The organism is Flavobacterium subsaxonicum WB 4.1-42 = DSM 21790, from assembly GCF_000422725.1.
GTDB classification, from domain to species: domain Bacteria; phylum Bacteroidota; class Bacteroidia; order Flavobacteriales; family Flavobacteriaceae; genus Flavobacterium; species Flavobacterium subsaxonicum.
This window is the reverse complement of sequence record NZ_AUGP01000018.1, coordinates 87133-107862: the sequence shown is the minus strand read 5'-3', so window position 1 is coordinate 107862 and position 20730 is coordinate 87133. Positions and strand designations below refer to the sequence as shown.

Sequence of the window (20730 nt, the reverse complement as noted above, 5' to 3'; positions counted from 1 at the left end):
AATTATTTTTGAAAGTTTAAAGACCTCCCAACCATGAAAGCAGCGAGCATTATTAATTTTATTGTAGTTATTGGCCCTATCTTATTCGGCCTTTTAGGCCTTACGGATGAAGAGTATTTAATTCACGCCGCACTTGCCTCGATTGTTACGGGTGCTGTACAGGTAATTATTGCACTGTTTATGCTCTCTAAGCACAGCAGTAATTTATTATACATTTACTTTGCTATAACGGGCTTGTTCTTTATACTGTGGGAATTTTTAGGCACCAATTTTTACATCTTTGCACTGCCACCTGCATTGGCCCTGTACCTTACCTATATTATTTATATTGAAAGGCAAAAAGAAAAAACACTCCAGCCTAAAGTTTAATTAACCTAACTAATTCACAGATATAAAAGCATAAAAATGTTTCATTTTTTTCTGAAAGTTTAAAACAATAAATATGAAAAACATTAACCGAATGAACTATTTTATAACCGGCATACCGCCTATCCTGCTGCTTGCAGGGTGGCTATTTGCATCGTCTGTCTGGATGATAGGAGCGCTGCTTACAATGGTTACCGGTGCTTTTCATATAGTTGTGGGTATTGGCCTATGCATAGAAACTAATGGCAAACCTATATACCTTATTTACTTACTGGGAGTAGCACTATTCTTTATACTTTGGATAATAACCAATTGGGAAAACGTTGTGTACATGCCACCAATTTTAGCAACCTATATGTCTGTTTTACTATTTATTAAAGCAAAGCTGGAGAAGCTATGAAACGTATCCATCAAATAAACGTAGTCGCATTGGGTTTAACAACCGTAGTATATATTATTCCTTATTTCGGGATGCTATTACAAATACCTTTAGCTATTATACAATTAATAATAGCAAGCATTATAACCAGTAAGTATAAAACCCAACTGGACAATAAACACAGGGCAATGCTAAAAAAATACTGGCTTATGGTGCTCACTGCATTTATTTTAATTGTAGCTCTTTGTATAGGAGCAGCAATAGCAAAAAATTACGACTTTAAATATTCAAATAATCTTTTTATGATACTCCCGGGCATAATTATTTGCTCTGTATTGTTTGTCTTCCCAATGTTCATTGCCTTTTATTCTGGCTATACTACTTTCTCTATTACTAAATATTTACTTATAAAACGATGATACGAATATTACACATAATAAATTCTATAGCTTTTAGCCTTAATGTGCTGTTATACCTATCTCCCAGTGTAGGCATGTTATTCCAATTAATTTTAGGGCCTGTGCAGCTTATCATCGCATTAATAATCACTGTAAAGTTCTATAAAGTACTAACCCCATCTTTACAATGGCTACTAATTATATATTGGCTTTTGGCAATATCAGATCTTATTTGTTTAGTATTAATTTTGCAAAATCCTATTTATAGCGATATTTTGTATATGGGGCTTACCAATGTGATTGCTTTCCCGGTACCCATGTGTATTGCGGCCTATTTTGTGTATGTAACCTATCGTAGTAATCAACATTTTAACCAACATGAATCATGAAAACCCTTGCCAACCAAACACTTTTGTATGATGATGCCTGCCCGCTATGCAGCGTGTATACCACCGGCTTTATAAAAACCGGAATGCTGGACGCCAACGGTCGTAAGCCCTATGCCCAGTTAACCAATAGCGAAATGCTGTATGTAGATGTGCAACGCGCAGCTAACGAAATTGCCCTTGTAGACAACCACAATAAAACGGTAACTTATGGCATAGACAGCCTTTTAAAAGTTATAGGAAACTCTTTTCCCATAATAGAAAAAATAGGCACTACTAAGTCAGTACATTATATGCTTAAAAAACTATACTCGTTTATATCGTACAACCGTAAAGTAATCATACCAAATAAAAAGAGTAATGCTACGCTGCAATGCGTCCCCGATTTTAATTACAGCTACCGCATTGCCTATATTATTTTTGCCACATTGGTTACAGCCTTTGCACTTTATAACTATTCCGGGTTAATTACTATGCTGCCCGCGGGCAGTTTTAACCGCGAGTTGTTGCTTGCTGCCGGCCAGGTAGCATTTCAGGGAATGTTCTTCATTAAAAAAGACACCAAAATATCAATAAATTACTTTGGCAATTTAATCACGGTATCGATAATGGGGTCGTTGTTGCTGGTGCCAATGCTGTTGCTTGCCCAATTTATAGCGTTCCATCAAATAATAGTATTGGGTTGGTTTGGCCTTACCGCTGCCTTAATGTTTACAGAACATTACAGGAGGGTTAAAATTCTGGAATTACCACACTACTTATGCTTAACATGGGTTCTGTATCGTATAATTGCATTGGCACTCATCTTAAGTCTTTAAAAATAGGCCTCTAACATACCAAACAAACTTTATACCGATTGGTATATTCTCAAAACTAACATCATGAAAAAAATAATCATAGCTGCCGGAACCGGTTTTCTGGGTAACGTACTTATAAACCATTTTAAAGATAGTATTGATGATATAGTGGTACTAACCCGTGGCAAGTCGGCTACCAAGAATGGGGTTAGGTACATTAACTGGGATGCCAAAACCCTTACCGGGTGGGAAGCCGAACTGGAGGGTGCCGATGTGTTGATAAACCTGGCGGGTAAGTCGGTAGACTGTAGGTATACCGAGACCAATAAGAACGAGATCATGGCATCGCGGGTTGACAGCACCGTAATTATAGGCAAAGCCATAAATGCGTGCAGCAATCCACCCAAGCATTGGCTAAACTCAAGTACCGCAACCATTTACAGGCACTCTACCGATAAGCAGATGGATGAGGCTACCGGAGAAATTGGCCACGACTTTTCGATGAATGTTGCCAAAATGTGGGAACGCGCCTTTTTTGAGGCCGATACGCCAAATACGCTTCAAACTGCATTGCGCACCTCTATAGTTCTGGGTAAAGATGGCGGGGCATTTGTTCCGCTTAAAAGGCTGGCCCAGTTAGGCTTCGGCGGAAGCCAGGGCAGCGGCAACCAGTTTGTAAGCTGGATTCATGAAGAAGATTTTGCCCGCGCCGTGGCGTTTATCATCAGCCATAAAATGGAGGGTGCGGTTAATGTGGTGTCGCCTGCCCCTATTCGCAACGCCGACTTTATGAAGGCACTGAGGCAGGCGGTTAAGATACCAATTGGCATCAACATCCCAATAGGGTTGTTAACGTTTGGCGCTGCAATTATTGGCACCGAACCCGAGCTGGTGCTTAAAAGCCGTAACGTTATACCCAAACGCCTAACCCAAAGCGGTTTTTTGTTTGAATACAGCACTGCAGATAAAGCGTTAAAAGAGCTTGTAAAACAATAAAAAAAGCAGCAAACCGCGTGTTTAACCGCCGCTATCTTACAAAATTGATCAATATGCTAATAGCAACTGATTTGCGTTGAAAAATTCACAAAATCGCCCCCTAAAAAACATTTTAATTTGAATATAAATAACTAATTTTGTGCCTTTAAAAAACAACAGCACAACACACATGAAAACAGATGCTTTCGCTTTAAGGCATATTGGCCCGAGGGAGAATGACCTCCAACATATGTTTAAAACAATTGGTGTAGATTCTATCGACCAATTGATATATGAAACACTACCGGATGACATCCGACTTAAGGCCCCTTTAAACCTTGAGCCTGCGTTAACTGAATATGAGTATCTTAACCACATAGCACAGTTAGGCAACAAAAACAAAATATACAAGTCGTACATTGGTTTGGGCTACCACCCTGCTATTGTACCGGCACCTATACAGCGTAACATTTTCGAAAACCCGGGATGGTACACTGCCTACACGCCTTACCAGGCAGAGATTGCACAAGGCCGTTTAGAAGCCCTGCTTAACTACCAGACTACGGTTATTGAGCTTACAGGTATGGAAATTGCCAATGCATCGTTGCTGGATGAAGGTACATCGGCTGCAGAGGCTATGGCACTTTTGTTTGATGTTCGTACCCGCGACCAAAAGAAAAACAAAGTAGCTAAATTCTTTGTATCTGAAGAGATACTGCCGCAAACCCTGTCGGTTCTTCAAACACGTTCTACGCCAATTGGTGTTGAGCTTGTTATAGGCAACCATGAGGAGTTTGATTTTTCTGACGAATTTTTTGGTGCTATACTTCAGTACCCGGGCAAATTTGGCCAGGTGCACGATTATGCATCGTTTATAACCAATGCAAAAGCAAAAGATATTAAAATTGCTGTTGCCGCCGATATTTTAAGCCTTGTTAAGCTAACGTCTCCGGGCGAATTGGGTGCCGATGTTGTGGTAGGTACTACCCAGCGTTTTGGTATACCAATGGGCTACGGCGGGCCTCACGCTGCTTTCTTTGCTACTAAAGAAGAGTACAAGCGCTCTATGCCGGGCAGGATTATTGGCGTTACTATAGATGTTAACGGTAACCGTGCGCTACGCATGGCGTTACAAACCCGCGAGCAGCACATTAAACGCGAAAAAGCTACTTCTAACATTTGTACGGCTCAGGTATTGCTTGCTGTAATGGCAGGTATGTATGCAGTATACCACGGCCCTAAAGGCTTACAGTACATTGCCGATAAAGTACACGCAAGCGCCGTTACTACGGCCGATGCGCTTAACAAATTGGGCGTTTACCAAACCAATACATCGTTCTTCGATACGATTTTAGTTAAAGCCGATGCTGCTAAAGTTAAGGCTGCTGCCGAAGCTAAAGAAATTAACTTTTACTACGTAGATGCCGATACGGTTTCTATCTCTTTTAACGAGACCACGTCTATAAAAGATATTAACGATATTCTTGCTGTTTTTGCAGAGGCCACCGGCAAATCTGCAGAAAAAGTTACCTCGCTTACCGAAACGGTTGCCCTGCCTGAAAATTTGGTCAGGACATCAGATTTCCTTAAGCACGATGTGTTTAACAAGCACCACAGCGAAACCGCTTTAATGCGTTACATTAAAAAACTGGAACGTTTAGACCTTGCCCTTAATCATTCTATGATATCGCTTGGATCGTGCACCATGAAGCTTAACGCTGCGGCAGAGATGCTGCCGCTAAGCTACCCTAACTGGAACAGCATTCACCCATTTGCTCCAATTGAGCAGGCGGAAGGTTACCAGATAATGCTTAAAAAATTAGAAGAGCAACTTAACGTTATTACGGGTTTTGCCGGTACTACGCTACAGCCAAACAGTGGTGCACAAGGCGAATACGCCGGCCTTATGGTTATACGTGCTTACCAAAAATCTATTGGCCAGGAGCACCGTAACATTGCACTTATCCCGGCTTCGGCCCACGGCACTAACCCTGCTACTGCCCACATGGCCGGTATGGAGGTTGTGGTTACCAAAACATCCGAAAACGGAAATATTGATGTAGAAGACCTAAGGGCTAAAGCTATCTTACATAAAGATAACCTTGCCTGCCTTATGGTTACCTACCCTTCTACCCACGGTGTATACGAGGCTTCTATTATAGAGGTTATTAAAATTATACACGAAAATGGCGGACAGGTTTATATGGACGGTGCTAACATGAACGCACAGGTTGGTTTAACCAACCCGGGCCACATTGGTGCCGATGTTTGCCACCTTAACCTGCACAAAACCTTTGCTATACCTCACGGTGGTGGTGGCCCTGGCGTTGGCCCTATTTGCGTGGCTAAACACCTTGTACCTTTTTTACCTACCAACCCGGTGATAACTACAGGTGGCGACAGCGCTATTACAGCAATTTCTGCTGCCCCTTGGGGTTCGGCATTAGTTTGCCTAATCTCTTACGGTTATATTACCATGCTTGGCGAAGAAGGCTTAACCAGCTCTACACACCACGCTATACTTAATGCTAACTATATTAAAGAAAGGCTTGCAGGTCATTACGACACGCTATACACGGGCGAAATGAACCGTGCTGCCCACGAAATGATATTAGAATGCCGTCCGTTTAAAGCGAATGGTATCGAGGTTACTGATATTGCCAAGCGTTTAATGGACTACGGTTTCCACGCGCCAACAGTATCATTCCCCGTTGCGGGTACATTAATGATCGAGCCTACCGAAAGTGAAAACCTTGAGGAACTTGACCGTTTTTGCGATGCGATGATATCTATCCGTAAAGAAATTGATGAGGCAAGTGCCGATGACAAAAACAACGTGCTAAAAAATTCTCCGCACACACTGGCCATGCTAACTACAGATAATTGGGTATTACCTTACACCCGCGAAAAAGCGGCATTCCCACTGGATTATCTTCACGAAAATAAATTCTGGCCTGGAGTACGCAGGGTAGACGACGCTTACGGCGATCGTAACCTTATCTGCTCTTGTGCGCCAATTGAGGCTTACATGGAAAACTAATTTGAAAGCTGCCTTCGGGCAGCTTTTTTTATACATCCTTATCCCAAGCCTTTGTATAATGGAGAGGGGAGTCACGATGGATATTGTTCGCTTTATTGATAACGCTAAGCGTAAGAGTGTAGCTGCCCTCCATTCGGAGAGGGTTTGGGGTGAGGACAAATAATAAATTTTGAATTATGAAAGACATTGAAAACAGGGCCGATCTCGAATTGCTTATGAGCGAGTTTTATAACAGGCTCCTGGCCGACCCTGCCATAAACTATATTTTTACCGATGTTGCCAAAACAGATATCGCCGCGCATTTGCCCCATATTGTCAGTTTTTGGGAGCAGGTGCTTTTTGCTACCGGCGGCTACAAAACCAATGTTATGCAACTGCACCTTGAGCTTAACGGGAAAGAAAAGCTAACCAACGCGCATTTTGATGTATGGTTGGGTCATTTTTTTAACACAACCGACGCCTTGTTTGCAGGCAGTAATTCCGAAAAAATTAAGACGCGTGCCCAATCTATCGCTACAGTTATGAAAATAAAAATATACCCATCATAATTTTGCTATATTATTAGAACAAATGTTTTATATTTGAGCAAATTATAATTTATATGCAAGCATAGTACTTTTGCATTGTTTTAACGTTATTTATAATTAATTTAGCCTGTAAATAAACAAATCCAGATTCTGAGAAATGAATATTAAAATCACCGGATCAGGGAGCTACATCCCTAACCGTATAGTTGCGAATGCTGATTTTGCCCAACATGTTTTTTTAGACGAGAAAGGTGCACCCCTTACGTATTCTAACGAGGTGGTTGCAGATAAATTCAGGCAAATTACAGGTATAGACGAACGCCGTTATGTAGAGAGCGATCTTGTAACATCAGACATTGCCTTTTTTGCAGCGCAAAGGGCTATAGAAGATGCCAACATCGATCCGGAAACACTTGATTATATAATTTTTGCACACAATTTTGGCAATGTAAAAGCAGGTGCTATACAAGGCGACCTGGTACCCAGCCTTGCTGCCAGGGTTAAGCACAGCCTTAGGATAAAGAACCCAAAATGTGTAGCTTACGATATTTTGTTTGGCTGCCCGGGCTGGCTTGAGGGTGTTATACAGGCACAATCGTACATAAAATCGGGTATGGCTAAACGCTGCCTTGTTATAGGTGCTGAGACTTTATCGCGCGTGGTAGACCCGCACGACAGGGATAGCATGATCTATAGCGATGGTGCCGGCGCCAGTATTATTGAAGGCACGGATGACGAAGGTGGCATACTGGCCCACGAAACAGCATCGTACACGTATGATGAGGCTTATCTACTGTTTTTTGGCAACTCGTACAACAAAGACCATGATGAAGACATCCGTTACATAAAAATGTACGGACGTAAGATATACGAATTCGCGCTTAACCGCGTACCGCAAGCCATGAAAGAGTGCCTTGAAACCAGCGGTATAGATATTAAAGATGTTACCAAGATACTAATACACCAGGCCAACGAAAAGATGGACGAGGCTATTGTGAACCGTTTTTACAAACTTCATGATATGGTTACCCCTGAGCGTGTTATGCCTATGAGCATTCATAAACTGGGCAACAGCAGTGTGGCTACCATACCTACCCTGTACGACCTTATGCTTAAAGGCCAGTTAGACGACCAGGTGCTTACCAAAGGCGATATTGTACTGTTTGCATCGGTTGGTGCCGGTATGAATATCAATGCTATAGTGTACAAAATATAAGTTTACTACACCCATTTATACAAAAAGCTCCATTAGAAATAATGGAGCTTTTTTGTTGACGTATGCTAAAGCCCTGAAAGGGCGGCATATTTATAGCAATTTGAAAGCAAGAGTAATAGAGCTCCGGAGCTAAAAACGATTAAATTACCGGCCAATCTTAGCAAACACCTTATCAGCCCAGATATTAACCTGATAAACAAGCCTTAGCTTATAAACCACAACAACATTTATAAGGATAGACAATCCCGTTTTATAGATAAGGTTAATGATGTGCGACTCAAAATTCGGTAAAAAATAGATTGCGATGCCCGATGATACAAACACCACTGCAAGCTTGGCAAAGCTTTTATCAAAAGGTAATAATCTGAATTTCTTATAGATAAACACCAGTTTAGAGATGTTAAATAACGTCATGCTAAAAAACGAGGCATAAGCAACACCCATAATCCCCGTGTTGGTATAATAAATAAAGTAGAGGTTAAGCGATACATTAAGCAATATCAGCACCAAAATAGCCACCAGATTAAAGCGATAGTACTTAGAATAGGTAATAATTTCGCCATTAAAGCCCGTAGCCATATTTATTAATACACTAAAGCCCAGCACAATAATAATTGGGATGGTGTCTTTTAGCTTCTCATAAGCAGGCAGGATGCGGAAGAGGTCTTCTATCCCAAGAAAAATACAACTGTATAGTACCGCACCTATAAAAAAGAGCAGGCGGGCAATTTCTTTATATTTGATGTTAAGATCGGGTAAGTTATTGTTTTTAAGATAGGTAGAAATAATGGGCGCATACAAAGCAAACATGCCCACAGCGGGTATCTGCAAGGTAGAAGCCAGTGTTACAGCTGTACTAAAAATACCGTTAGCCTCCTCAGAGATAAGGTTATAGATAATAATACCATCTATCCTAAAGGCGAGTAGTGACCCCAATGAACCCGCAAATGAGTACAGGCTGTACCTAAAGTAGTCTTTACGAGATATAGTACCAAAAAGTGTTTTAAAACGGTAGTTAAAACCGGGGCTAAAGCGCTTAAAAAGGTAGATACCCGTAAGTATAAAAATAAGCACATAGCTGGCAGCATACAACGCCAACGACTGATATTCAGACACAAAACCACCTATCAACAACAAGAAAATGGCAGGTAATGCTATTTTAGGGAAGATCTTTTCGTACAGGGTGGGCACCGCAATTTTCTGTAAATCCTGCGCCTGCTTTTTAAACAGCTCTACAAATGCAAGGGCCACCGCTACCGGAAACGCAAAGTACAGCAACATACTGTCCTTATAATCAGCCATTGCAGAAAATCCAAAGATTCCGCCCAACACCAGCAGGCTTATAACACTGACCGACAGCAAACTATAGTTAAACAGCTGCTTGCGGTGGCGCTCATCCAGCGCCGGATAAAATTTTATAAGGGCATGGCTCGCGCCCAGCACCATGATAGGAAACAGCAGTTGCGATATGTTATCTACAAACCTAACCGTACCTAAAAACCTGAAATCCAGCGGATAAATAAACAACGCCGAGATTATACCAATAGCAGTACCCGCATAATTTATAATAGCATAAAGCACAACCTGTTGCAACGGGGCTACTTTCTCCTTTTCCATTATTGGGCGTTTTTACGGGCGTTTATTAGCTTCCCAATCTTAAAAATCGCAGCAATATAATAACATAACAGACTAAAAAACAAACTCATAACCTTCCGTATCCCATAAAATTTAGTAAAGTATTTGGGCAGGCCTGCAACATCCTTCAAGCCTAAAAACCAGGCTTTTGCAAAGCTGTGGTTCGGATTTATAAGTGTTGAGAGTATCTTAAATCTACTCTGTATCAGGTCTTTATTAAAATTTCGGGTAATGGTGCGGTCGTGCACAATTTTAGCATCGGCATCAATGCCAATCAAAAAATTATGATAAAGCACTCTGTCACAGTAGTTTCTATCTTCGCCGTAGTGGCCAAAAAGCGGTTCAAAGTAGCCTACCTTTTCAATACAGGCGCGGCTAACCAGCCAGGCGGCAGCATTTACAAACGGCACAGTGGCAACGTTATTCTTTTCGTCTGTTTTTCGGCTGTAATAGGTGGCAAAAGCAGCATCCAGATCTAACTCATTTGCGGCATAATGCATAGGGCTAATAATGCCAAAAAGGGGTTGATATTTCACTTTTAGAGTCAGACTTTCGATAGTTTTGTCAAAAATCCACGCATCCTGGTTTAGCAAAAAAAGATAATCGGCACCAAGCTCTAAAGCGCACTTCATACCAATATTATTTGCCTTGCCAAAACCCAAATTTTCGGGGCTCTGGATAAGCTCCACTTCGGGGTACTTTTTTAGGAGCGCGACCGAATTATCGGTACTGTTATTATCTACCGCAATAATGCGCACAGGATAGGTGGAACGCAGCAGCGAAGTGATGTTCTTATCTATCCAGCGGGCGCCGTTGTAGGTTACAATAATTACAAAAACAGTCTTATCCAAGGTTTCGCTTTTCCGGTAACGCAAAAATAAAGATATTTGCATGCACTTCTACACAAAAACATGAAATACTACGCCATTATACCCGCGCACAACGAAGAAGCCTTTATGGGCGTAACTCTGGAGTCGCTTGCGGCACAAACCCTACTGCCCGCAAGAGCGGTTGTGGTTAACGATAACAGTACCGATGGCACTGCTGCAATAGTTACTGCCTTTAGCCACAAATACCCGTGGATAAGCCTTGTAAACAAGCAAAGCGATGCCGTACACATGCCCGGCAGCAAGGTTATACAGGCTTTTACTGCCGGCTATGCCACTATTGACGAAGATTACGACATTATAGTTAAACTGGATGCCGACCTGATACTACCCCCTGATTATTTTGAGACCGTTTTAAACGAGTTTAAAAAAGATGAGAAGATAGGTATGGTGGGTGGTTTTGCCTATATTGAAAAGAATGGCGACTGGGTTATTGAGAGCCTTACTGATAAGGACCACATACGTGGGGCGTTTAAAGCCTACCGCAAGGCACTGTTTATGCAAATGGGCGGCCTGCGCACCGCTATGGGCTGGGATACGGCCGATGAGCTCCTGGCCAAATTTTACGGTTGGCAGGTGGTTACCATAGAGCGCCTAAAGGTAAAGCACCTTAAGCCTACCGGGGCCAACTACAACAAAGCGGCGCGCTACAAACAGGGCGAGGCCTTTTACACCCTGGGCTATGGGCTGCTAATTACTACCATTGCAGGCGCCAAGCTTGCCATGCGCAAAAACAAGCCGCTGCTTTTTATAGATTACATTAAAGGTTTTTTAAAGGCTAAAGCCGAAAAAAGGCCGCTTTTGGTAACCGCAGAGCAGGCTAAATTTATTAAAGCCTACCGTTGGAAGAAGATGAAAGCCAAGATTTTTTAAGCAGAAAAGTATTAAAAAACTATTAACTAATAATGTAAACCGAATACAAATCGGTACATTAGCCAATATTTTCCCCGCTAATAAATGATCAAGATATTAAACCAGATAGGCAAATATTTCCTTATGTTAAAGGAGGTTTTTAACAAACCAACCAAATGGGTGGTTATGAAGCCCTTAATATTTAAGGAAATGGACGACCTTATTGTAGGATCTATGGCTATAGTAGCCTTTATTTCTTTCTTTATAGGAGGTGTTGTTGCCATACAAACAGCACTTAACCTTACCAACCCGCTTATACCAAAATCGCTTATTGCATTTGCAACAAGGCAATCGGTTATATTAGAGTTCTCCCCTACCTTTATTTCTATTATTATGGCGGGTCGTGCCGGTTCTTACATAACATCGAGTATTGGTACTATGAGGGTTACAGAGCAAATAGACGCGTTAGAGGTTATGGGTGTTAACTCGCTTAACTACCTTGTTTTCCCTAAAATCATTGCTTTGTTATTGTACCCTTTCGTAATATCGGTATCTATATTTTTAGGTATCATTGGGGGATGGTTAGCCGGTGTTTACGGCGGCTTTATTTCGAGCGACGAATTTATTACCGGTATACAGTCGGGCTTTATACCGTTCCACATAGCATACGCATTTATTAAAACATTCCTTTTTGGGTTTGTTTTGGCAACCATACCATCGTTTCATGGCTTTTACATGAAGGGTGGCGCACTCGAAGTAGGTAAAGCCAGTACAACATCATTTGTTTGGTGCTGTGTGGTAATTATCTTAATCGATTATCTATTAACCCAAATACTACTAAGCTAATGATAGAAATTAAAGACATTGAAAAATCATTTGGCGACAGTAAAGTACTTAAGGGTATTTCGGCCACTTTTGAGTCCGGTAAAACCAACCTTATTATTGGGCGAAGCGGTAGCGGTAAAACCGTTATGCTTAAAACACTTTTGGGCATACATACCCCAGATGCAGGTACCATTTCGTTTGACGGAAGGATATACGACCAACTGTCGCCCGATGAAAAAAGGGCATTGCGAACCGAAATTGGAATGGTTTTTCAGGGTAGCGCCCTGTTTGACTCGATGACGGTTGAAGAAAATGTGGCGTTTCCGCTGCGTATGTTTACCAACAACCGCACTAAAGAGATAAAATCGCGTGTAAACGAGGTGTTAGACCGCGTTAACCTTAAAGATGCCAACCGCAAATTTCCTAACGAAATATCGGGCGGTATGCAAAAAAGGGTAGCCATTGCCCGTGCCATTGTAAACAACCCCAAGTATTTGTTTTGCGATGAGCCCAACTCCGGCCTTGACCCAGAAACATCGATTGTTATTGATGAGCTGGTGCAGGAAATTACAAAAGAGTATAACATTACTACGGTTATCAACACCCACGATATGAACTCGGTTTTACAGATTGGCGAAAAGATCGTCTTCTTAAAAAACGGACTTAAAGAGTGGGAAGGCGATAACGAGCAGATACTGGAAACCAGGAATAAATCGATCGTAGAGTTTGTGTATTCGTCTGACCTGTTTAAAAAAGTACGCGAAAGCCTGCTTGCCGAAGAGGAAGAGAATCACAACCACCACAACCATAATAACGATAAAGCTTAGGTAACCCCTAAGCTTTTTTTATGCCCTGCCGGTAAAATAGTCCTCTCTTCCTCCCGATAGCTATCGGCTCCTGAAAAGAGAGCACAGCGAGTTGTGCCACAACCGCGGCGGCAAACGAGATAGTGTTATACTGATTTCTATAATAAAATTGCCGTTAGTCCTCTCCCCCAAACCCCTCTCCGAAGAAGAGGGGAGCCTGTAACGGGTACAGTTTGCGAAATCGTCTGATATTTTAACACAATCCAAAACGGTTAAGTGAAGCTGTCCCTATCCTTTAAAGAGGGGTTGGGGTGAGGTTACGACTGCCTTTCAACGAAAGCCAAAACATCCAAAATCAAAAAGAGCCCGGGTTTCCCCAAGCTCCTTTCTCTATAAAAGTAGTAGTGTAAGTTAGTGCATATCGCGTTGCAGGTATACCCAGCCCGTTACCTGTTTGCCATCTAAAAGGGTAATGGCATAAAAATAGGTACCGGTAACAAGGTCGCCTTTATTAGACTGGCCGTACCATTCGTCTATGTAATTTTCTTTTTCGTACACCTGCAGGCCATAGCGGTTAAATATTTTTAAGTATTTAACGTTAAGCCCGGCAAGGTTTAAATTGTCGTTAAGGCCATCTCCGTTAGGCGATATACCTTTGCTTATGGTGCAGCCGGTATTGGGCACATTTAGCGTTGCCGTACCCTTACATCCATCTGTATTAGTAACGGTTACCTTATAATCGCCCGGAGCAAGGCCTGTAATAGCAGCTTCGGTACCGGTATAGCTGTATCCGGCAGGGCCAGACCACACTATAGTTTTAACATTGGTTAAAGAGGCAAGGTTAGTAATGCCTAAAACAAAGTCGGTCCCGGTGCAGCTGCCCTCTATTGCAACCTCAAACGGAATGTTACCAATTTCCAGCGTTATCAGTGCGGTGTCGGTACCATCGCAACGGTTTACAATATATTTAAAAACATAGGTACCGGACGGAACCGCTGCTGTGCCAAATACACTGCCTGTAAGCGTGCCTGCGTTGCTTACATTTTGCCATGTGCCACCGGCATCATACGTGCCCGATAAGTACGCCGAAAGGTCGATACTTAAATCAGGGTTGCAAAAGGCAATAGTAGCATCATTACCCGCCTGTGGCACCTGTAATGGTGTTGTATACTGCAGTACCATATCTATACAAGAGCCCGGTGTGGTAGATACAATGTGCAGCATATAGGTACCGGCATCGTCCTGAGGGATAAAAGCAGGAAAATCCAGCGTATTAGTGGTACTTAATATAGTACCCGGGTTACCTTCCTTCCACCACTGGTAGGTTAAAAAAGTATATTGCGGCACCGTTAAATAGCTAATTCCGCCGGTACAAAAGCCATCTCCCTCTATTTCCAAGGGGTTTAGTGTTGTAATATCATACAGTATATTAATTACGTTACTGCAGGCATCTGTAACCTGAAAATTATAAACAGCCTCTTCTAACGCTAAAAACACATTAGATCCGGCATTATTAACCACAAAGGGCTGTCCGTTTTTTGTAGTAATACTGTATTGCAACGGTGCTTTGCCTGTAGCCTCTATAATTACCTCGGCAAGGCCGTTATCGCACGGAAAGGCATAGGCAGCCGTAATTTGAGGCTTGCCGGTATAGGTAAAAGTATATATTTGGTTAGTGCAATACGCAGCAGTATAATTAGTACCATTAGGCAGCACATAAAAAGCCTTAACGATCCTGAATGTGCCTGTAAACGGGTTGTTGGCATTATACTGATTATTAAATAGCTGATACGAATTTTGCGGACTAAAAAACCCCGGAAAGGGCTGCCCCGTTAAAGGGTTTTCCCACTGCTGGGTTACCTCATTAAATTTTTGCAGCCAAAATGTTACCGGTAAGCTCTGCGTATTATCGCTAAATTCAAGATCGATATCAAAAGATCCGCAATTGGGTATTATCTGGGTATTGTTATTAAAAATCTCATACCCTTCAATCTCCAAAGTGGTGGTTCTTAAATTTCCGCAGGTATCTGTCATCTCAAAAGTATAGGTTCCGGCGGGTAACGAATTAAGGTAAACAGCGCTGCCATCCTCACTAATACCCGCAGAGGCATCAAAAGGCAATTGCCCAAAGTCATCCGGCGCTACCGTAATAGATGCCGTATCTAATACATTGCCTGTAATAAATAACACAACACTGCCCTCGCCCACATTGCATCCCGGGGCCTGCCCCGAAAAAACATTATAATTTACAGGCGGGGCAATTATACTAACAGGAATAGTATGAGAATTTCCGCATTCGTCTACAAGCTCAAGAACGTAATCTCCCAAGGGCATATTGCCAATTAAAAATTCAAAACCATCTATGTAAGACGATACATCCTGCGGAACAGCATATCCGGCAGGAGCCGCCACAATATGCACCGAAACTATATTACGATTAAAAGCAGTTTTTATATATATTACGCCCTGGCAGGTTGCCTGCTCTACACTACCGGTGGCCAGTGGTATGCCTTCGCCCAGAATTTGTATATCGTGCGTAGCTGTGCGCCCGCAGGCATCGGTAATTTGTATGGTATAATCGCCGTAAGGCAGCGGGTTGCTGTCTGACCCATACATAAGAGCCTCTGTAGTAATTGCAGGATACGATGTATTGTATGCCCCCGGGTTAAAACCGGCAGGCGCGTTGGTAAAGGCTATACTACCCGGCAAACGGTAATTAGCCATTATAAAACCAAAATAAAAATTATTACAGCTATCGGTTTCTAACCCTGCCACAAAATCAAACTTACGGTTTATTATAAATTCGTTATAGGCAAACTCATTGCCGCAGGCATCGGTTATAACCACATCATAAGAATATTCCTGATCGTTATAAAAAGGCAGTTCAGTAAACAGTAAGTTTATTTGTGGCACAGTGCCCATTTCTACCTGTTGTGTAACCACCACATTAGCACCCCCGCCGGGTGGGTGCACAATAAACTCGAAATTTAGCGGCCACAAAATTTGTGCTCCGTTTAACACTGCACTAAAACTATGCTTTACCGTTATAGTATTGCACGATGGCAATTGCCCGTACGGAAATTCCTGCCCAAAAAAATCTATACCCGTAAGGGCTGTCTGCAATTGCACTGTGGTAACAAAGGCATCGCCACAGGCATCATAAACCCTTACCTGATACTGCCCTGCCGGCAGGCCGGTAAAAACATTAGAGGCCTGCTGCCCCACCAGTACAGGGCCGGCAATAATTTCGTAGCCAATGGCAGTACCAGATAGTACATTAACCGTTATTGTGCCAGTAGTGCCACAAAGCGTGCCTTCCGCTGTATAGCTTAACGGCACTATGTTATCTATAATGGTAGCATTGCCTGTGGCAGTATTAAACGTATTGTTTAAGGTTTGGGTTGCCAGTACCATATAATTACCCGCAACAAGGTTTTGGGCATTATTTACCGTAACAGTTGTAACAGGCGTAGTAGTATTGGGCAGTAAGTAAACTTCAAACTCTATAGATGCGCCGGGGGTTGTGCCGTTAACTGTAAAGCTTAACGAACCATTGCCTAAACAGGTTTGATGTGTAGCAGTAACGCCAATAGTAAACGGTGCCAACTGGGCATAAGAGCTTTGGGCTATGCACAATAACAGGATTGTGCATAACCGAAACAATAATTTTTTCATAGTGTGTAGGGCTTAATTCAGTTCTCGCTGCAGGTATATCCACCCGGTAACTTCTTTACCGGCAGAGAGGGTTATTACATAATAATACGTACCGGTAACCAGGTCGCCTTTGTCCGACTGGCCATACCATTCGTTTAGGTACATTGCTTTTTCATAAACCTTTAAACCATAGCGATTAAATATCTTTAAGTGCCTAACATCAAGGTTAGAAAGATCAAAGCTATCGTTAAGGCCATCTGCATTAGGCGATATACCTTTTGGTATAATACAACTTGTATTTTCTATAGGCAGCGTTGCAGTGGCTATACAGCCATCGGCATTTACAACTGTTACAATATAATCTCCCGTAGTAAAATTAGTAATGGTAGCCTCAGGCCCGTTAAATGTAAAGTTATTGGGGCCTGTCCAGCTGTACTGGGCAGTATCGCCAAGTTCGTCCTGGTTGGTAACACTAATAATATATTCGTAATTAACGCAGCCACCTTCAACAGTTATATCAAAAGCATTATCGTTAGGCGAAACTATTATTTGCTGGGCAGCCGTGCAGCCATCGTTATTTACAATAACAAGATAAACGCCGGTTTCAGATATTTCTACATCGCCGTTGGTAGCATCGGGCTGTACAATGCTGTTATGATACCACGTGTATACTATTGACGGATTTGGTGTAAAGTTAACAGGTACAACCGATAGCACGGTAGACTGCCCATTACAAAGCTGCGCAGCACCCTGTAATGTAAATTGCGGTATCGGCTTAACGTTTACTGCAACCGACGCTAAAGGCGACGGGCAGCCATCTATCGTTACCATAACCGAATATGTGCCCGATGCCGCTACGCCTGCGTTATTTATAACCGGGCTGGCAAATGACGATGTAAAGCCGTTAGGACCCGTCCACTGGTAAATAGCACCATTTGGCGCTGTAGCAATTAGCTGTATGTTGCCACCTTCGCACAAGCTTGCCACCTGTGTTACAACCGGGGCAGAAGGAATGTTTTTTATGGTTATTGTTACGGTAGTATCGTCTGAAAGGTTACAGGTACCGCTAACGATGTATTTAAATTCGTAAGTGCCCGCTGCCACACCGCTCGTATTTAGCATACTGCCGGTAAGGGTACCAACACTGCTAACATTTTGCCATATACCGCCGGCATCAAAAGGTGCAGTAAGGTAGGTAGAAAGATCTATAACCGACCCATCGTTACAAAATGATGCAGCCGTGCCTGTACCTGCATTGGGCAGTATGTTTGGCAATAGCGGATAAATAAGGGTCTGGTTAAGGCATGAGTTAGGATTAGTAGACGTTATAACCAAAACGTAGTTACCGGCATCTGTAGCCGAATTATACGCCGGGAAGGTTAACGTACCTGTAGTGCTTAAAATTACACCGGGGTTATCCTGTGCATACCATTGGTACGAAACAAACGAGAACTCTGGTATGGCAAGCGTTATAGGGTCGCCCTCGCAGGTGCCGGTTTGCTCAATTCCAAATTCGTCCAGCTCGCTAATATCTACCACCTGGTTTACTATATTGCCGCAATCGTCTGTAACCGAGAAATTATATAAACCTTCGGCAAGGCCGGCAAAAAGGTTAGAGCTGCCATTATCTACAGGAAACGGAAGGCCATCTTTAGTAGTAATAGAGTAATTAAACGGCGGTACGCCAAAAACCTCTACAATAACCTCTGTAAGGCCATTAGTACACGGAAAACCGTATACATTTGTAATTACAGGCAGGCCAAGAAATTCGAAATTATACACTTCTTTTATACAGCGGCTAACCGTTATTACACCGTTGCTATATACATAATATACTTTTAATACCCTGAACTGGCCTGTAGACTGTATGTCTAAATTTAGCTGGTTATTAAGTATGGTAAGCGAGTTAGCCAGTGCAGGCAACGTACCCTCTGTATAAGCAACTCCTGTGTAGGGATGCCCCCATGTACCGGTAACCGTATTATATTTTTGAAGAAAAAACGCCTCAAGGTAGCCGTTAGACAAATGTTGTGCATTAAGGTAAAAAGAGCCGCAATGCGGTTCTATGGTAAAGTTATTAATTTGTTCGTGGTAACCTTCTATAACTACATCTTTGGTACGCGTGGTACCACATTCGTCTACAGTAAAAAAAGTATAGGTACCTGCGGGTAAAGAATTCATATAAAAAGCACCGTTAGCAGCAATGTTTGCCGATACATCTAACGGAAGCTGCTGGTTAAAATCCGGCGCTGTGGTTTGTGTTATAATTACGGTTTCAAAGCTGGCTTCCGCCGAAAGGCGTACCGATCCTTCTCCCTCTGCACAGCCAGGGTGCTGTGCCACGTTAACATTAGGGCCTCCGTTACCGGGCTGTACAATAATAGTCTCGGTATACTCATCGCCACAGCTATCTGTAAATTCAAAAACATAGGTACCCAGTGGCAGGTTAGCCATTTCAAAAGCACCAAAGGCATTAACAAAAGCAAGCACATCCTGCGGTACTGTAAAACCCGGAGGGCCTGCCGTAATTTCTATAGCTTCTATAAACCTGCCCGGCACCAAAATGGTTACAGTACCGGTGGTACTGCCACAAAGTGCAACAACGGTTATAATGGGGTTTACATCCGGCGGATCTACTTCAAAAGTAAATGTAGCGGTATGCCCACAGCTATCGGTTATGCCAACAGTATAACTTCCGCTGGGTACAGCATTGCCGGCACCGCCAAAAAATATCTCTTCATCTCCGTTAGCATAATTAGGATAGTCATCGTTAAAATCGGCAGGCACAAAACCTTCCGGTGCCGATGTAAAGTTTAGCGTAAATGCCCCAAAATAATTGTTAGGTATTACTTGAAAATACTGGTCATCGCAATTTGGGTAGGCGGGTATAGCCGCCACCGTTAATTTTTGGTTTACAATATTATTGTTTTTTGTATAGACGTTGCCGCAGGCATCGGTAATTTTTAAATTGTAGGTATACTGCTGGTTATGGTAAAAAGGTATTGTACTTACAATTTGGTTATCGTCTCCACCGGCTGTAACGGTTTGTGTTACTATAATTGGTGTGCCACCACCCGGAGGTGTTACTGTGTACTGAAACGTTAGCGGAAAAAATATATCCTGGCTTGGCAGGCAATAGTAATGGTGCTGAATATTTATGGTAGTACACGATGGCAGCTCGCCACCCGGAAAGATTACAGGATCTATATTAATGTTGGTGGTTAATTGTATAAGCGTTACACTAACTACAACGGCTTCGCCACAGTTATCAAAAACCCTAACCTGGTAAAGGCCTGTTGGCAGGTTATTAAATACGTTAGATGCCTGTGCGGGTGCGGTTACGGGGCCGGCGTTAATTTCGTAAGAAACAGCGGTGCCCGTTAACACGTTTACGGTTATTTTACCATCGTTACCACAACGCACATGGGTGGGCACCGGCGTAAAAGTAAGCAGCACTACATTGTTTATAATAGTTGCAGTAGCTGTACTTGTATTGGTTTGCCCCCCTAAAGATTGTGTTGCCACAACCTGGTAGTTACCGGCAACTAAGCCCACAACATTATTGGTGGTTGTGGTAGCCACAGGAACGGTGGTATTGGGCAGTAAATACACGTTATAATCTATACTTGCACCCGGTGTGGTGCCTGTAACTGTAAATGTAAGGGTACCATTGCCAAGGCAGGTTTGCGGGGTTGGGGTGGCCGTAAGGGTAAAGTTAGCCAGCTGCGCAAAAGAGGTTGCTGTAAAGAGCAGGAAAAACAATAGTGTAAAAAACGTTTTGGCGTGTAAAGTTTGTTTCATATAGGGGAGATTTTGCAATAAATATAGTGGTTTAAGTTGGGTAAGAAAAACTTTCTTAAATTTAACATAACAGTTATAACTGCCAATACCCTACTTACGAAAACGATATTTCTAACATCTTATACACCACATATATATAGGAGACGCAAAAAAACTTAAAAGGTTGCGTTGTTGTTAATCAAAATC

Annotated in this window: 15 protein-coding genes; 11 read left to right on the top strand and 4 right to left on the bottom strand. The window is 42.4% G+C overall.

The features are described from left to right. Positions 1 to 33: 33 nt before the first annotated feature. The 8 genes from G509_RS0106575 to G509_RS0106530 all read left to right on the top strand — a co-directional run bounded on the left by G509_RS0106575 (position 34) and on the right by G509_RS0106530 (position 8084). Complete coding sequence (locus G509_RS0106575) at positions 34 to 369, top strand: hypothetical protein (RefSeq protein WP_026990786.1); 336 nt, start codon at positions 34 to 36, stop codon at positions 367 to 369. A 73-nt stretch (positions 370 to 442) separates the two neighbouring features. Beyond that, positions 443 to 766: a hypothetical protein gene (locus G509_RS0106570; protein WP_026990785.1), complete on the top strand. Its 324-nt coding sequence runs from the start codon at positions 443 to 445 to the stop codon at positions 764 to 766. Further along, the gene (locus G509_RS23635) at positions 763 to 1164 is read left to right on the top strand and encodes a hypothetical protein (RefSeq protein WP_026990784.1); all 402 of its coding nucleotides are present in this window, start codon (positions 763 to 765) and stop codon (positions 1162 to 1164) included. Before G509_RS0106570 ends, G509_RS23635 begins: the two co-directional genes overlap by 4 nt. Before the next feature lie 364 nt (positions 1165 to 1528). After that, complete coding sequence (locus G509_RS0106555) at positions 1529 to 2347, top strand: hypothetical protein (RefSeq protein WP_026990782.1); 819 nt, start codon at positions 1529 to 1531, stop codon at positions 2345 to 2347. A gap of 63 nt (positions 2348 to 2410) precedes the next feature. Continuing rightward, positions 2411 to 3322 carry a TIGR01777 family oxidoreductase gene (locus G509_RS0106550; RefSeq protein WP_026990781.1) on the top strand — a complete coding sequence of 304 codons (912 nt, stop codon included), beginning with the start codon at positions 2411 to 2413 and terminating at the stop codon, positions 3320 to 3322. A gap of 169 nt (positions 3323 to 3491) precedes the next feature. After that, a complete protein-coding gene (gene gcvP / locus G509_RS0106545) occupies positions 3492 to 6341 on the top strand; it encodes an aminomethyl-transferring glycine dehydrogenase (RefSeq protein WP_026990780.1) in 2850 nt (949 codons plus the stop codon). 176 nt (positions 6342 to 6517) lie between these two features. Next, complete coding sequence (locus tag G509_RS0106535; protein WP_026990779.1) at positions 6518 to 6889, top strand: group III truncated hemoglobin; 372 nt, start codon at positions 6518 to 6520, stop codon at positions 6887 to 6889. Between the two features lie 136 nt (positions 6890 to 7025). Then, the gene (locus G509_RS0106530; RefSeq protein ID WP_026990778.1) at positions 7026 to 8084 is read left to right on the top strand and encodes a 3-oxoacyl-ACP synthase III family protein; all 1059 of its coding nucleotides are present in this window, start codon (positions 7026 to 7028) and stop codon (positions 8082 to 8084) included. A gap of 144 nt (positions 8085 to 8228) precedes the next feature. On the opposite strand, the gene G509_RS0106525 is transcribed toward G509_RS0106530, so the two are convergent. Together G509_RS0106525 and G509_RS0106520 are read right to left on the bottom strand one after the other, a co-directional pair. Then, the gene (locus G509_RS0106525) at positions 8229 to 9701 is read right to left on the bottom strand and encodes an oligosaccharide flippase family protein (protein WP_026990777.1); all 1473 of its coding nucleotides are present in this window, start codon (positions 9699 to 9701) and stop codon (positions 8229 to 8231) included. After that, complete coding sequence (locus G509_RS0106520) at positions 9701 to 10570, bottom strand: glycosyltransferase family 2 protein (protein ID WP_026990776.1); 870 nt, start codon at positions 10568 to 10570, stop codon at positions 9701 to 9703. The genes G509_RS0106525 and G509_RS0106520 overlap by 1 nt, the downstream gene beginning before the upstream one ends. A 60-nt stretch (positions 10571 to 10630) precedes the next feature. Here G509_RS0106520 and G509_RS0106515 point away from each other — a divergent pair, with 60 nt between their 5' ends. From G509_RS0106515 to G509_RS0106505, 3 genes are all read left to right on the top strand, one after another. Next, positions 10631 to 11479 carry a glycosyltransferase family 2 protein gene (locus G509_RS0106515; RefSeq protein WP_026990775.1) on the top strand — a complete coding sequence of 283 codons (849 nt, stop codon included), beginning with the start codon at positions 10631 to 10633 and terminating at the stop codon, positions 11477 to 11479. An 84-nt stretch (positions 11480 to 11563) separates the two neighbouring features. Beyond that, positions 11564 to 12304 (top strand): MlaE family ABC transporter permease, encoded by a 741-nt coding sequence (locus tag G509_RS0106510; RefSeq protein ID WP_026990774.1) that lies wholly within the window; start codon positions 11564 to 11566, stop codon positions 12302 to 12304. Continuing rightward, complete coding sequence (locus tag G509_RS0106505) at positions 12304 to 13110, top strand: ABC transporter ATP-binding protein (RefSeq protein WP_026990773.1); 807 nt, start codon at positions 12304 to 12306, stop codon at positions 13108 to 13110. Before G509_RS0106510 ends, G509_RS0106505 begins: the two co-directional genes overlap by 1 nt. A 390-nt stretch (positions 13111 to 13500) precedes the next feature. Here the strand turns inward: G509_RS0106505 and G509_RS23710 are convergent, their stop codons facing one another. Further along, the gene (locus tag G509_RS23710) at positions 13501 to 16764 is read right to left on the bottom strand and encodes a T9SS type B sorting domain-containing protein (protein ID WP_081663256.1); all 3264 of its coding nucleotides are present in this window, start codon (positions 16762 to 16764) and stop codon (positions 13501 to 13503) included. A 12-nt stretch (positions 16765 to 16776) separates the two neighbouring features. After that, the gene (locus tag G509_RS0106495; RefSeq protein ID WP_026990771.1) at positions 16777 to 20544 is read right to left on the bottom strand and encodes a T9SS type B sorting domain-containing protein; all 3768 of its coding nucleotides are present in this window, start codon (positions 20542 to 20544) and stop codon (positions 16777 to 16779) included. Positions 20545 to 20730 lie beyond the last annotated feature (186 nt).